Here is a 15,013-nt window from a genome sequence, read left to right on the forward strand (position 1 = left end):
CTCACGCTGCAGGGCGATTGTCCGGCGCGCGGCAACACTCGTCGGCGTGACCGAGATCGCGTCGTAGATCAACCCCGGCGCATCCGCCGACGTGAAGCTCGCCCGCCCCCGGTGCGTTTCCGCGCGTCGCCGGCGTTCGGTTGCGGCTTGCGCAGCGCGATCAGGCCTTGCGCGCGACGACACCCACCGGCGCAGCGGGCGCGCGTTTCGGTGCGGTCTTGTAGTGCGTGCTGTACAGCGCCGCGCCGACGAACACCAGCCCGCCGACCAGGTTGCCGAGTACCGTCGGGATCTCGTTCCACAGCAGATAGTCGACGATCGTGAAGTGGGCGCCGAGCATCAGGCCGGACGGGAACAGGAACATGTTCACGACCGAGTGCTCGAAGCCCATGTAGAAGAACACGAGGATCGGCATCCACATCGCGATCACCTTGCCGGGTACGGACGTCGACATCATCGCGGCGACCACGCCGGTCGACACCATCCAGTTGCACATCACGCCGCGCACGAACAGCGTGAGCATACCGGCGGCGCCGTGCGCCGCATAACCGAGCGTGCGTGCTTCGCCGATGCCGCCGATCTTCCGTCCGATTGCGTTCGGCGCTTCCGAGAAGCCGAATGTGAAGATGATCGCCATGAACAGCGCGACCGTCAGCGCGCCCGCGAAATTGCCGAAGAACACGAGCGTCCAGTTGCGGAACACGCCACCCCAGGTCGCGCCGGGCCGGCGATCGATCACCGCGAGCGGCGCGAGCGTGAAGACGCCGGTGAGCAGGTCGAAGCCCAGCAGGTACAGCATGCAGAATCCCACCGGAAACAGCAGCGAACCGGCCAGCGCGTTGCCGGTGTTGATGGTGATGCTGACCGCGAAGGCGGCTGCGAGCGCGAGGATCGCGCCCGCCATATACGCGCGAATCAGCGTATCGCGGGTCGACATCGACAGCTTCGATTCACCGGCGTCCACCATCCTGGTGACGAATTCGTTGGGTGTGAGGTAGGCCATGGTATGCGCTCGTAAAGTTGGACGGGCAAAAAAAACGCGCCAGGCACTCGCTCGACATGCGAGTGCCTGGCGCGGACGCTGTTATCCACGTGATCGGCCGCCACGGTTCGACATGGCGTGATCGTCAGGCCGCCATTAGCCCGACGAGCGAGATGTTCGCAACTTTCATACCAGTGGCGGGGATATCGCGATGCAGGCCGGCGGGACACGAGATGCCGGAGGGAAAGGCCGCAGCCGAACGCAGCGAATCGCACTCGCGCGGTGCGAACTGCACTTCGTGCACGCGCTTCGGGCGCCGCCGTGGTGCGTGAAGCGCGGTGCGGTGCGTTCCGGTCAGGTCGTGCCGTCGTCGTGCGGTGTCTCCGGCGCGCTTCGCTGCGTACGGCGTCGCGCGAAAGGCGGCGCGTGCTCGTCGACGAATCGCTCGGGCGACGTCAGCGCGTCTTCCGCGATATCGGCAAGCGGCCGATTGCCGTCCATCGACGCCTTCTGCAGCATCCGATACGCTTCGTCCTCCCGCAGGCTGAAGCGCGTCATCAGCGTATTTTTCGCGCGCTGCACGAGCTTTCGCTCGTAGAGCGCTCGACGTGCCGCGTCGAGCTCGACCTCCGCGCCGGCCAGTCGCGCCGATTGCGCCTCCAGCAGGGATTTCAGGCTGGCGAGCGTCCCCGGGTCGGAGCCGGAGAGACGTCCCGGCAGTTCGTGAACCGCCGCGCGCGCCGACAACGGATCGCCGGCAAAGAACTGGGCGAGCGCCTGGATATGCGGGGGCGGATTGTTTCGCAACTGCGCCATCAGGCGCTCGGAGTCGCGCAGCGTTCGGTGCGCGTCGTCGATTCGCGCGTCGCACGTTTCCTGCACCTGCAGCGTCAGTGCAATCTGAAGGTGCCAGAGATCATCGATGCGGGCGCTCGCGGCGTCGAACCATGCTTCGCTCAGGCCGGCATCGAGCGCATCGCCGGCGTGCACCGTGCACAGTACGCGGCGCAGCTTCTCGAGCGCCGCCATGTGCGGCTCCGTCATGCGGGTTTCCCACCATGCGTTTTGCGCCGTGCTTGCGAAGCTCGCGAAGACTTCGAGACTGCGCTCCTGCGCGGCTATCAGATACAGCAGGCGCTGCTGCTGGTCCGCCGAAAACGTGCCCGCCGCAAACATGTGCGCACCGACGGCGCGTTCCTGTCCCGCTTCTTCCTTGCCCTCGACGACATGGACGAGGGCAATCAGCATGCGCGACACCGACGGATCCTCCCCGCTATCGGCAAACTGGAAAATCAGCTCCACCAGGCCGCCGATCACGGTACTGAACGCCTGGACCGAATCCGGCGCCGACAGCGCAAGATGGTCGATCTGTTCGCGCAGCACATCCAGCGATTCCAGGTCGAGCAGCACCCAGGCGATCAGCGACAGCAGGCGCGACGTCGAGCCGCGTGCGGGCGTCAGCTCCCGATCCAGGCGCTCGCGCAACTGCGCGACGAGCGGCGCCGATTCGCCGCGCGAAGCCGCGTGTTCGGCGACAAAGCGCTTGCCGCTCGACGCCAGATAGATGCTGGTGGCGCCGCGCTCGCGCTGCAGCGCATGGATCAGGCGGCCGAGCAGGTCGACCAATTCGATCTGCTCGGCCAGCTGGCGCAGCGACGCGATTTCCTGCTGCTTGGCGAGCAGCGCGAATTGCAGGGCAGTGGCGGGCATGGTGAATACTGACCGTAGACAGGGACTCGGTTCAGTGTAGTGCGGACAATATTCGTTATTTTTACGCCTTGGATGTCAAGATTCGTGACGAAGGCGCGGTCCGCAACGAGGCGATCTATCTGGCGCTGCTCAAAACCGAGCTTTGCTCGCTCCCGATGGTCCTATTCTCTCGGGGCAGGTACCCCTTACTATGTTACCGTCTCAGCTTATCGACACGTCCCAGCCAGAGTACCTTGCTGACATGATATGAAACATTCAGCTCAGATCGGGGAGATTCGGAATCTCAAACTGCTCTGATGGCGGAGATCGCCATGATGCGCAGACTGAAGGATGGCATTCGATTTCCTCGTCGGACATGGGGTTGATAAACTACATTTTTTAAAATCGCGAGGTTTCAGCGGTCGGGCTGCATTGTCCTTCTCTGGGATCTTGCAACGACGATTGTCATGTGCATAGACATGAAACCCATGTACCCTACGATCGCGCATCCTCAACTTCGTGAGGTCGGATGAGACCGTCCTTAAGCGCAAAGTATTCCAGTTCATCCTCAAGCATTTTCATCCTAGCTGCGTCGTTCGCACGGATGAGCCCTGAGATGGGTGAGCCGTAAGTGCTTACCTAGCCCTCGTGCATGTCGCAATCGACACCAACTCCATAAGGCTCCCAAGGAAGTCCTTCAATCCCTGACAACGGTGGTCCGTGTAGCTTCAATGTCGCGATGTCAATGGCATTACCTCCGCCGACGGATAACGGCAAATCGCGCACTAACCGATATCCACATGAAATTATCAAGGGCTGAAGAAAGGTTTCGAAAAACAACCTCACCCATTGATTTCATTGACCCGCCCTACACGATTCAAACGTGTGACCTACGGCTTAGAAGGCCGAAAGACACAATATTCCTCCACGTTGATCGAATTTCACCGATCCTGAAAACATCATTATTTACAGTCACTTATCAATGGCCACACCCCTGCCATGTTGACCTAGATTGATCTAGCCACCTAGAATCCGGTTACATGGCGGTTACATGCGAATGCACGCAACCCGACTTTCTCAAGAGGGCAGTCTGAGTGGCAAAGATCAATTTCACGGCGGCGCGGGTCAACGGACATTTTTGCCCCGTCGGCAAATCTCAAGCGTTCGTATGGGATTCTGGTGCAACCGGCCTCGGACTGCGCGCAACGACAGCAGGCGCCCTAACCTACGTTTGGCAAGGCAAGTTGCATGGGGCAACCATTCGGATCACGATTGGAGCTCCGAAAGATTGGAGCATCGATAGAGCACGAGACGAGGCGCGGCGCCTCAAACGCTTGGCAGACAGCGGGAAGGATCCCCGCGAAGAAGCCGCTGAGCTGCGGGCTGCCGCCGAACAGCGTCGCGCAGAAGCACTCCGGCAGGATGTCACCATGCTGGCGGCGTGGTCCGCATACATCGAAGCCAACCGAAACCGATGGAGTGAGCGCCATCTGTATGACCACGAGAAGCTGGCACAAAATGGGGGCGAACCAAAGAAACGCGGCAAAGGCTTAACGATCGCTGGGCCACTTGCTGCCCTGATGCCATTAAAGCTCTCACACCTGACCGCTCAGGTCGTATCTGAATGGCTGCAAGCCGAGGCAGAGAAGCGCCCGACGAATGCTGAACAGAGTTATCGTAAACTTCGCGCCTTCATTCGATGGTGTGATGACCAGCCGGAATACTCGGGGTGCATTGCACCAAGTGTGTACGCCTCTCGGGCAGTACGCGCTGCCGTACCACGCACCAAAGCCAAGAATGATTGCCTGCAACGGGAGCAGCTGCGCGCATGGTTCGCGGCTGTACGTCAAATAGAAAATCCCGTTATCAGCGCGTACTTGCAGGGTCTCCTGATTACTGGGGCTCGGCGCGAAGAGCTCGCCGCACTGCGTTGGAGGGACGTGGACTTTCGCTGGCGCAGCCTCACCATGAACGACAAGGTCGAGGGTGCCGGAGGCCGTACTATCCCTCTTACGCCTTACTTGGCGGGCCTCCTATCGAACCTCAAGCAAATGAACGAGACGCCGCCCAACAGGCGGCAGTTGGCCAATCTAGCCCAAGAAGGCAAGTCATGGGTGCCCTCTGAATGGGTGTTCGCCAGTAATAGATCCGAGGATGGAAAGATTGCTGAGCCCAGGAAAGCCCACAACGCTGCGCTGACGGCCTTTGACCTACCTCACCTATCCCTGCACGGATTGCGGCGATCCTTCGGCACACTCTCCGAATGGGTCGAGGTCCCCGTCGGAGTTGTCGCACAGATTCAGGGGCACAAACCATCCGCGTTGGCCGAAAAGCACTATCGGCGGCGCCCTCTAGACCTCTTGAGGAAATGGCACGATTTGATCGAACGATGGATGCTGCAGCAAGCCGGCCTCGGCCATCTCGTTGCGTCTGCTTCCGAGATGTTTACTGACGGCGGACAGGCAGAGTCAGTGCCAACGATCTAATACTCACCGCGGTTATCTGCCCTCCTCCGTCGCGTGAAAGTTGAGAGCGATACGTGTGAGTGATCGCGTTGCAACCGCTCACCGCTTCCGTTCCAGTTTCCGGCATTGGGCCAGCGAACACGACTATGCTCGAAATCTTGCCGAACGTGCACTGGCTCACACCGTTAAAAATCAGGTCGAGGCCGCGTATCACCGCACCGTAACGACCTACTGGAACAACGGCGCCTATTGATGGAAGCATGGGCTCGTGCATCTTATCGGGAAACTCAAATGCATAAGGGGGTTACAGGCTATCCTGCAACCTGGCCGGCACAATTGGGCTTGTACCCAACGCTAGCGACGCGGATACAACTTCCTGCGGCAGATCAGGGTTCAGAGCGAAGGTCCCGTTATTTAACTATAATCGGCAACGGTACTGCCACCTCCGCGGGAAAAATACTTCGCTGCGTCGCGGTCTGGCCAGCTAGTTAGGAGGAGCTCATGTCGCATCGACATAGCGGTCAAGGAAAGAGAACTCACTCACAACCGCATCGCTGAACCAAAACTTACGCTCCTCGGTCCTGCTGCCGCTCCCCCAACCTGAACCGTGGAGCGACGACGCCAGAGCTGCCCGAGCAAATCCGGCCATCTTCTGCAGCTTTGGACCGGATTGGGTCACAAATCCTAATGGCACGTTATACCTGTCGGCACTCGGCACCGCCCATTGGTACGTTGCTGCGCCGTATATGCCAGGGATGAGCAAGACCTCGACGCACTCTTGCTTCGGTTGGTATGGACTCAGGAACACGCGGTTGAAACCTCCGTCAAGCAGATGGCGTGCGCGCTTAACGAGGCGATCCCTGTTCTCATTCTGGTGGCAGGGAGCAATGGCGACGATCTCCAACGGTAAACCCAAACCGTCCTTGAGGGCGCCTCGGATGCCGTTGACTAGGTCTAGGACCAAACTCGTGCGCCCCCATAATTCGGAGTCTGGAATCACCCAGAAGATGGCCTTCGGGAGTTCTTCATTAGCCGACCTCTTGATTACCGCGAGTGCCTTGCGCAATCCGATTAAGAAACGCGACTGGCATTTGGGCATGTAGAGGGCACCAAGGAGCGCTTGGCTCTTGCCGGAGTCGTACACCTCGCCGTTTGCCTGTCCATGCACTTCGTGGATGTATCGTCCAAAGTCGATTGCGGGGTCCTTGCGCAGCCCGATCCGTCCGTCGTGTTTGACAAATGCAGTCTTCTCCTCAACGGCCGATTGCGCCAGCATATAGCGACCAAGCAGCTCATCGTCGAAGCGTTCGATAAAGGCACGCAGGTGGTCGGAGCGGGTTGACAGCGTTGCGATCCGGTCGGCGGTAAGGGTCCGCACCAGAGAGCGCAGCGACTCGGGCAGGAGTTCGAGCTGCGCGTCGATTTCAAATTCGACGTTACCCTCGACGTCCACTTCGAAGTGCACCGGAAGCGGAACACTGAATGGGCGCCCGGCGCGGATCTCGTCCACCTTATAACAGGCGTAAGCACGCCGATTTTCATCTTCTAGTTCGAAGCGTTCAATGTCGAGGAAGTGTTTGTGAAACGCCGCTTCTGCACGATCAATGGTGTTGCCCGCAGCGGGATCGTCCGCGCTCCACTTCAGTTCTAGGGCATTGTCCCAGTAGCTGCCCGACAGTGCCTTGGGCAGTGGCGTATAGCTCAACAACTCGAATACGGGGCGGCTTTGCCGCTCTGCGATCTTCGTGAAGCGCGGCAGTCCATCTGATGATGCCGTGAAGCGTGACTCGGCATAGGAAGTCAGCGAGATGCGGCCGTTCGCCTCTCCGACAAGACCTTCTTCCCTCAGGAGTTCAAGCAGATCCCGAAATTCGCTTGCGGAGAGGCCGAAGTACTCCCGCAATGCGCCAACCTCCAGAGGACCGCTCAGGTGCAGCAAACGCACCGCGAAATCCGTCATGACAGGAACTTGGCGGTCGATGGTGACATGGCAGCGCACGTTGAACAGTTGCGCCGGAATCGCCACTGCGACAGTGTTAAAACGCTCACGCATTGGACAGACTCCGCTTCAGTTCTTTGGATGGCACGAACTTGGCCAGTTGTTGCTCCGCGAGGCGCTCGACTTCGTCGAGCACCCGTTTCATCGGCGTGGTCGTCCGAGACCGCCACATGGCCGACGAGCTGACGATCACCAGTCGGTCCTTTGATCGGGACATGGCTACGTTGATGCGCTCTGGATCACTCAAAAAGCCAACGTGCTCGCTGGTGTCGTTGCGTACCACCGACAGCACGATGATACGGTTCTCCTTGCCCTGATAGCTATCCACTGTGCCCACGGTGAAGCGGTCACGAAGCCCGGAGGCCCATTCTGCCTGCTCGAGCTTCTTCCGGATCAGGTCGCGCTGATCGGAGTACATGGCGATGATACCGATGATGGGCTCGTTTTCGCCGTCTTTCGACTGGACCTGCTCTAAGAACCCCGGCGACGTCAGAATGGCCCGAACCACTTCCACGACGGCCAAGGCTTCTTGGTTGTTCACGAGTGCACCTTCGTGGGTGCCGGCTGAGCGGTGAAACGCCTCGCGTCCTTGGTCTTGGGTGTCGACCCACACAACCTGCGAGGCGAGAAATGATGGTAGCTTCTCGTACTCTTGGCCCGGTGGTTCTCGTCCGACCTCGAGTGCGTCTGCATAGAAGCAGTGTGATACGAGCTGGCTGATATGCTCTGCCATGCGGTACTGCACGCGCAATGTTCGGCCGACCGACTGGCCGTAATTCGAAGAAAACGCGCGCTGAAAGTTGTTTATCCGCCGGAATTCCTTGCGCGGCATTCCGAGCAAGGCCGATGCTCGATCTTCGACAGCTCGCGGGTAAGACGGCGGCAACTGTAAATGATCGCCTACCAGCAGCACGCGCTTGCCAGCTTGCATAGCAACAACGAGCTCCATCGGCGATGCGCGTGCAGCTTCGTCCACGATGACCCAGTCGTAGGGAACTTCTGTGATACCCAGCGCCTGCTTGCCCACGCCTACGCAGGTGCCCGCCACAACGCTGGAGCTGCGCGCGAGGAAAGCAGTGTAGTTGGAGCGCGGGCTGCGCAGCACCTGTGAGAACTCCGTGGAGAGGCGAGCGATCTGCTCCAGCCGAGCACACTTAGCCGGGCTCGGCGAGCCGTGCTGATGAGCCAACGCCTCTAGTTTGTCATCCAGAAGATCGCGGAGGTTGGCCGCTTCATCGTCGGCGGATGCATGAATTCCAAACTGGCGCTCCGCGACCTCGACAAACACCTGGCTGAGCCGACGCAGATGCTCCTCGGCCGAGGCATCCTCGCCATCTGCCTCATCAATTGCGCGTATGAGGCGGTCGATGCTTTGAAGTAACGGGCCCAGCGTAGTATGAAGCTCCGTCGCAGCGCGCACATAGCCTTCCGGAAGACCCATGGCGACGCCGACCGTTCGCACTCGGTCCTTGATCTCCGCGTCAAAACTCTCGCGGTACCGCTGGCGCAGCGAATCTTCCTGGACGCTACGGAGGCCAGGCGACACCATCGATTGCAAGCCAACGCGTACCATCGACACATCCATATTCGACGCCCGAAGCGAACCAGCCACCTTATCCATGGCATTGTTCACAGCTTCATGTGATTGGCTGACAAGCAAGATATTGTGAGCAAGCCCTCGCGACAACAGCAAGTGGACGAACGACGCGATGAACTTGGTTTTCCCAGTACCGGGCGGCCCTTGCAGTAACGAGATTGGGCCGTAGGACAAAGCGATCCGAAGCGCCTCTTCCTGGGACTCGTTCAAGTCGTAGCTGCCGAGGTCGCCTAGATCGATTGCAACGTCGTGATTTGGCATCCGTTCGGTATCCGGATCGAAGTAGTCAACCAGTGAGGGAATGAGACCACCGCCCGCGAGCACCCGCTTCATCGCCGCGACCCGCCGTTCGGAAGCCACTTTTTCAAAGGTGCCTCGCACGTGCAGGACGTCACCCGCCTTCGGCGAGAAACGCATGCTTTTGGCACGCACCCGCATTACGTTACGCCCGATGTCGGGTGAGACCCATCCGACGGTGTACCAGCGGTCGCCACCGTCCATGGCGTCCACCCCACGCTCCAGCAGCTCGATGCCCTCGTCCTCCGAAAAGTCGAGCACACCGCCCTCACAATCGAAGTAGATGATCCACTCATCGCTTTGTGGCGGTGATTGTCTCGCACCATTCCGAACGGTGATCTTCGTGACGTTCATCTCATCTGTGTCGGACAACGCGGTCCAAAGTGCCGTGGCGGACACCTGCTGCAGGGGCGTGCTCTCGGACAGACGGGCATACGGATCGGCACTGAGTCCTTTGACGACCGTCTCGCCGCCCTCCAGTTCATCCGTGGCGTTCGCGATGTAGTGCTGATACAGCAGACCAGCCAGCGCGGTGACGTCTGCCTCCTCTGCAAAGGTGACGTGTATCTCTGCATTTAGCGAGAATGTCTTGCGCCGGTGAGCACTGACAAAATCGATGTGGTCGATCGCCTTGACTGCGGCGTCAAGTACGACATCTTCTTCTGGGTCGTACTTGATGTAGAGATCTTGCCGCGTTCCGACCATGTTGAATCGCAGGTGTCCAGTCTCCGCATGCCTTGTCGCGCGCACCGAATACTCGCCATTGTTAGAGATGAGGTCCAGTGATGGAGGACCACCACGGCCGCGGCGCTTGAGGGTAATCTTGAGCGTCGGGACCGAGCGCGGTTTAGGGTGAAGCTCGTCCTGTAGCGTTTCAGCTAGTAGATCCAGCGGCGGCAGCGCATCCACCAATTCGACGGCCCGAGCCACGTCGCTTCGTGTCACCTCGAAGTCTTCGGGCAACAGGGTCAGGACGAGCATGCACACGGCAAACGCGTCGCGGTGTAGTGGGGATGCACTCTCCAGAGTCGGCGGCACCGTGCCGACGGTGATCCCTTCGTCTCCATCAGCGCTCAGGTCTGGTATGTCCACTAGCACGACCCGAGGCGTTTCATCCCCCGTGATCTGCGGTACGATGATGTTGTCTGCTTTCACGTCACCGTGGGACAGCCCCAAGATGTGGAGCCGTCGCACGGCATTGAGCACGGCATGCGCCACGAGCGCACGTTGCCGCCCCTCCGGGTCGGTCTCCAACCACTCGGTGAGCGTTTGACCTTCCGTCCATCGCGTGACCAGCACCAGTCCGAACGCGTTCAGGCCGAAATCCATAACCTCAGGGGCGGCGTCGAAGCCAGACTGCCGCAGCGATCTCGCTCGCTGTAGGAAAGAGAGCAGCCGCAGGTTGCGCGCCAGATACTTCGGGTCATACTTGAGCTGCGGCCAGCACTTCACTAGGACGCGGTCGCCACTCCTCTCCGATTCGTAGACCATCTTGGTGGGGCCAGGCGAGATCACGCGCTTGGCCATGAGAGTCATCGGGCCAGCCTCGGTCTCGTAGACCTGGAAGTCTTCAGCGCAGACGTCCGGCCCCGCATCGACGGCCAAGCAGGCGTTCAACGCATCGAGTGCATCAGAAGCGTTGCGGTAACGCGCTTCGGGATCAAGTTCCATGGCCTTAGCGTACCAAGGCATCAGCGCTGGGAAGTTGAGCGGAACGGTGTCGTTGTAGACGGGCACGGCATTAATACGCTCCAGCTCGCGGCCTTCTAGCATCTCGTAGATCAGGACGCCCAGCAGGAAGACGTCGCGGGCGAACGGATCGCCCGAGCGAACCTGTGCGGCGACGCCTTCGTCTTCGGGTAGTTCGATGGACCCGGTCTCCAGCTCAACGCGATGGATACCGACGGTCTGGGCTTGCGGGACGCGCGCGGCTGCAAACGTAGATAGAATCACGCGGGACGGTTCGAGCACCCACAGCGTGCGGTTGGTGATGTCGCGGTGAGCAATCGCCAGCGCGTGCAGCTTCGAGAAGCGAGCTAGGATACTTTTTGCCAATGAGCATCGATCTTGCTCGCTCATGGCGCTGTTGCGGGCTAGGTGCTCGGAGAGGCGTTCGATGCCGGTAGGAAGACGGTATGCCTCGACGAAGTTGGTGGTGATGTCGTCCGCCGTCGCTGAGCCGATAGGCTCAAGTAGGTCCTCGTGCAATTCAGGCGCTTGGACGCGCAGAGTCTCATTTAGGCGCAACTCGCGAAGGCCGATAGTCTGACGCTCAACGGTGGAGGTACCGCCAGTGGCGAGTTCTTCAAAGTTCCACTTTCGCAGCAGCGCCTTTGAGCTCCGACTCTCTTGGTGCTCGGCTAGGAACTCCGACCAGATCTTACGTGGATGGATGTAGTCTGCTTGGTCGTCGATCTGCTCAAAGCCATGCAAGACTGTGCGGCGTTTGAGCACCGCCGGGTTGGACGCAGAAAAAATGGTGTTGTACTGCTGGCGCTGAGGCAGGGGGTCCGCCGACCGATAGTTCCACGTCGGCGGGATGTCAGGAAAGCGTCTCGTGTAGCGTGTAGCATCGGACGCGGCATGCACGAAATCGGGGAGCGTCGCGATGAAACGGCGCTGCTCGTCCGGAAAGTTGATCAACCGGCACTTGGGATGGCACAGGACTACGAGTGACTCAACGAAGGGCAACTTGAGGGATGAGTTCTTCTCCTGAACGAACTTCCTTAAAGCGCGGGCCTTGTTGTCCGTGGTATTTACCGGCGACGGCATAGGGTCACCGCGATGAAACCACTGACCTGACGAATACTCAATGTCGCCGGACCAGTTCTTCAGTTCGACTACCAAGATTCGATTGTTCGTCAACAGCAGCAGGTCGATGTCCAGTGGCTGTTTGGAGCCACGAACGAGCAGCCGGAATGCTGCATAGGCACCCCAGTCGCGAGGCAATTTCGCTTCAAGCTCGCGCAAGGCGGCATGCTCGACCTCCAGCACACCTCGTGGGCTGAGATAGTTGATTCGCACAGCTGAGACCCCCGGACTCTGATTTATTTGCAAACTGTCTATGTCGGACGGATCGCCGAGCCTCGCATTGTGGCACCGGGCTGACGAGTGTGTTCCACCGGTCGCGACATATTCTTCTCTTCACTGCGACCAGCCAGCCATTGCGAAGCGATCGAATTCACCTCTCTTAGTCGGGTGCTTCGAAAGTAAATCGACTAGATCACTCCCTTCGATCAACGTCACGTTCAGCAGTGACGCTTGCTGTCGGGCCGATTGATTGAACCGGCGATTGGTGGCTGCAATGAGTTGGAACTCGACGCCCGGGTAGCGCGCGGAATAGGCCACGGAACCGGCCGCGACATCCTTGACAGCCTCCCAGCCCATCTCCTTACCCTCGACACCAGAGCTCTTGCATTGGATGAGCGCGCCACGATTGCCTTTGATTGCAACGATGTCCACACCGCCATCCCCCGTCTTCGGCGTCTTGATTGTTCGCGAGTAACCTTGCTTGCTCCACAGCAACGCGCAAAAGGACTCGAATGCATCCGGTCCCAAGGAACCGACATCGACAGGATTAAAGAGATCTTCGCCAAATGGCGAACCACCACCCGGCGCTTCGATGTCAGCGAAGTCAGATGGGGTCACATCGCCGACCCCATTCAGCATGTCATAGGACAGCGCGCGCTTCCGTTCAAGCAACACGTCCAGCTTCTCGTCGAAAGTCACGAAGTCGCCGCCAACCACAACGGGGTAGTAGACGTACACATCCTTTTGCTGCCCAATTCGATACGCGCGGTCAGTGGCTTGGTCTTCCTTCGCGGGGTTCCATGTGCGCGTGTAGTGAATGACATGATTGGCAGCCTGGATGTTGACTCCGAAGCCGACTGCAAGAGGGGAAAGAATGATCACGCCGAAACCAGGATTTTGCTGATAAGCCGTTATACGGGTTTGGCGACTACTTGCGGCCCCGGATTCGGTCGAGGTATCACCGTTGATCACGTCTGGCACGAATCCGAACACCTCAGATATGGCGCGTTGAATGACGCGCTGTAAGTCCCGGAACTCGCAGAAGACGATGACCTTGTCGCCAGATCCCGACGCCTCGATTTCCCTGAGCCGCCGCAGCATCCAGTCCATCTTGGGCGACGCCTTCTTGATGGTCTCGACGGATTCATCGCTGGTGGCAATATGACCGGGAGGCCGCGGATCAGAGCAAAGGCGGCGCAGGTATTGCAGCAGACCTAAAGGCGATTGCAGCCCACTACCCTGCCCTTGCCCACGTGATTTGAACTGAGCCACCGCATCCGCGTAGAGCGCCCGCTGGCGAGCGGAAAGCGGCAGCTTGCGACAGCCCTCATGCAAGATCTTCTTAGGCAGGTCCTTCGCGACCTCGGCTTTGGTGCGACGCAGCTTCTGTGGCTCGATAAGGCCGCGCAGCTCTTCAATGCGCGCCTTCTCGTCGTCGGTCTCCACCTCGATGGGCCTGCGGTATTTGCTGCCGAAGTCCTTCAACGAACCTAGCAAGCCAGGCTGCACAAAATCGAATAGGCACCACAGATCAGCCAACGTGTTCTCGACGGGCGTGCCGGTGCATGCGATCTTCAGTCTGGCGTTCTGCTTCTTGGCGGCCCGCGTCACCATCGCGTTGGGGTTCTTGATCTTTTGGGCCTCGTCGCAAACCATGACCGACCACTTCTGCGCAGCTAAGGAGAATTCCAGGTCGCGCAATGTCTCATAGGTCGTCAGCACCACGTTTGCCGAACCGAGCCAGTCCGATGCTAAGAGCTTGGGCGTGACCTGCCCCCTGCAAACAGGGCCAGCCGGAGTCTAGTAAAGTTCGTTTTCGGAGAAGAAGACGAACATGAAGAAGCGCTTTACGGAACAGCAAATCATCGGGTTTCTGAAGGAAGCCGAGGCCGGTATGCCGGTCAAGGAACTGTGCAGGAAGCACGGGTTCAGTGATGCGTCGTTCTACACTTGGCGTGCGAAGTTCGGCGGCATGGAGGTCTCGGAAGCCCGCCGGCTCAAGAACCTCGAGGTGGAGAATGCCCGGCTGAAGAAGCTGCTGGCCGAAGCAATGCTCGATATGGAAGCGTTGAAGGTCGTCGTCAAGGGAAAGCCCTGAGCCCGCAAGCCAAACGCGAAGCAGTATCGGCGATTCGGGGAAGGTCAACATCTCCGAGCGCCGCGCCTGCCGGCTTGTCGGGCTTTCTCGCAGCGTGCTGCATTACGACGCGAAGCCAGACCACGAGAATGAGGTGCTAGCGGCGCGTCTGGTGGAGTTGGCACACGAACGTCGTCGATTCGGCTACCGCCGATTGCACGCCCTAGTGGAACGCGAAGGCACGCACGCCAATCACAAGCGCATCTATCGCCTGTACCGTGAGGCAGGGCTGGCTGTGCGGCGCCGTCGCAAGCGCCACGGCGTAATGATTGAGCGCGAGCAACTGGCATTGCCGGGCGCCCCCAACGAGGTGTGGTCAATCGATTTCGTGATGGATGCGCTTTCCAACGGCCGGCGCGTGAAGTGCCTGACCGTCGTCGACGACTTCACGAAAGAGGCTGTCGACATCGTTGTCGACCATGGCATCTCAGGTTTGTATGTCGCTCGGGCATTGGACCGCGCAGCTCGCTTCCGTGGCTATCCCAAGGCGGTGCGAACAGACCAGGGCCCCGAATTTACGAGCCGCGCGCTTGACCAGTGGGCGTATGCGAACGGCGTCGCTCTGAAGTTGATTCAGGCGGGCAAGCCAACGCAGAATGCGTACATCGAATCGTTCAACGGCAAGTTCCGCGACGAATGCCTTAACGAGCACTGGTTCACGACGCTCGCGCATGCTCGGGCAGTCATCGCGGCATGGCGTCAGGACTACAACGAGCAAAGGCCGCACAGCGCACTGAACTACCTTGCGCCGTCAGAGTTTGCGGCGAAACATCGGGCAACCGCGGATACTCCTGCCGCTTTCCAGGAGTTGGTTTAA

7 protein-coding genes and 3 pseudogenes are annotated in these 15,013 nt (G+C 59.6%); 3 read left to right on the forward strand and 7 right to left on the reverse strand.

Translation table 11 applies throughout. The features are described from left to right. Window positions 1–21 precede the first annotated feature (21 nt). The 3 genes and pseudogenes from DTA15_RS39470 to DTA15_RS28565 form a co-directional block, all read right to left on the reverse strand. A pseudogene (locus tag DTA15_RS39470) lies at window positions 22–143 on the reverse strand (ABC transporter substrate-binding protein); the annotation flags it as partial. 17 nt (window positions 144–160) lie between these two features. After that, window positions 161–1,003, reverse strand: a complete 843-nt coding sequence (locus tag DTA15_RS28560) for a formate/nitrite transporter family protein (protein WP_006490557.1) — start codon at window positions 1,001–1,003, stop codon at window positions 161–163. Between the two features lie 333 nt (window positions 1,004–1,336). After that, window positions 1,337–2,608: a nitrate regulatory protein gene (locus DTA15_RS28565; RefSeq protein ID WP_227743227.1), complete on the reverse strand. Its 1,272-nt coding sequence runs from the start codon at window positions 2,606–2,608 to the stop codon at window positions 1,337–1,339. Between DTA15_RS28565 and DTA15_RS39210 the strand changes: the two genes are divergently transcribed. Both DTA15_RS39210 and DTA15_RS28570 read left to right on the forward strand, forming a co-directional pair. Continuing rightward, a complete protein-coding gene (locus DTA15_RS39210; RefSeq protein WP_256604947.1) occupies window positions 2,579–2,704 on the forward strand; it encodes a hypothetical protein in 126 nt (41 codons plus the stop codon). The genes DTA15_RS28565 and DTA15_RS39210 overlap by 30 nt on opposite strands. A 1,061-nt stretch (window positions 2,705–3,765) precedes the next feature. Next, window positions 3,766–5,157 carry a tyrosine-type recombinase/integrase gene (locus DTA15_RS28570; protein WP_006490566.1) on the forward strand — a complete coding sequence of 464 codons (1,392 nt, stop codon included), beginning with the start codon at window positions 3,766–3,768 and terminating at the stop codon, window positions 5,155–5,157. A 478-nt stretch (window positions 5,158–5,635) separates the two neighbouring features. Here the strand turns inward: DTA15_RS28570 and DTA15_RS28580 are convergent, their stop codons facing one another. The 4 genes and pseudogenes from DTA15_RS28580 to DTA15_RS39220 form a co-directional block, all read right to left on the reverse strand. Further along, window positions 5,636–7,189: a hypothetical protein gene (locus DTA15_RS28580; RefSeq protein WP_006490612.1), complete on the reverse strand. Its 1,554-nt coding sequence runs from the start codon at window positions 7,187–7,189 to the stop codon at window positions 5,636–5,638. Beyond that, window positions 7,182–12,023 (reverse strand): AAA domain-containing protein, encoded by a 4,842-nt coding sequence (locus DTA15_RS28585; RefSeq protein ID WP_102896117.1) that lies wholly within the window; start codon window positions 12,021–12,023, stop codon window positions 7,182–7,184. Before DTA15_RS28585 ends, DTA15_RS28580 begins: the two co-directional genes overlap by 8 nt. A gap of 150 nt (window positions 12,024–12,173) precedes the next feature. Further along, entirely contained in the window at window positions 12,174–13,169 is a 996-nt protein-coding gene (locus tag DTA15_RS39215) for a restriction endonuclease (protein ID WP_321175899.1), read from the reverse strand. 75 nt (window positions 13,170–13,244) lie between these two features. Further along, window positions 13,245–13,796 (reverse strand): annotated as a pseudogene (locus DTA15_RS39220) (DEAD/DEAH box helicase); the annotation flags it as partial. 97 nt (window positions 13,797–13,893) lie between these two features. Here DTA15_RS39220 and DTA15_RS28595 point away from each other — a divergent pair. After that, window positions 13,894–15,013, forward strand: a pseudogene (locus tag DTA15_RS28595) (IS3-like element IS407 family transposase).

This window comes from Burkholderia cenocepacia (genome assembly GCF_900446215.1).
In the GTDB taxonomy this organism is placed as follows: domain Bacteria; phylum Pseudomonadota; class Gammaproteobacteria; order Burkholderiales; family Burkholderiaceae; genus Burkholderia; species Burkholderia cenocepacia.

Bases quoted from the DNA above. Each gene is read 5' to 3' on its own strand.
- DTA15_RS28560 (WP_006490557.1), bottom strand. From the start codon at position 1,003: ATGGCCTACCTCACACCCAACGAATTCGTCACCAGGATGGTGGACGCC.
- DTA15_RS39215 (WP_321175899.1), bottom strand. From the start codon at position 13,169: ATGGACTGGATGCTGCGGCGGCTCAGGGAAATCGAGGCGTCGGGATCT.
- DTA15_RS28580 (WP_006490612.1), bottom strand. From the start codon at position 7,189: ATGCGTGAGCGTTTTAACACTGTCGCAGTGGCGATTCCGGCGCAACTG.
- DTA15_RS39210 (WP_256604947.1), top strand. From the start codon at position 2,579: ATGGATCAGGCGGCCGAGCAGGTCGACCAATTCGATCTGCTCGGCCAG.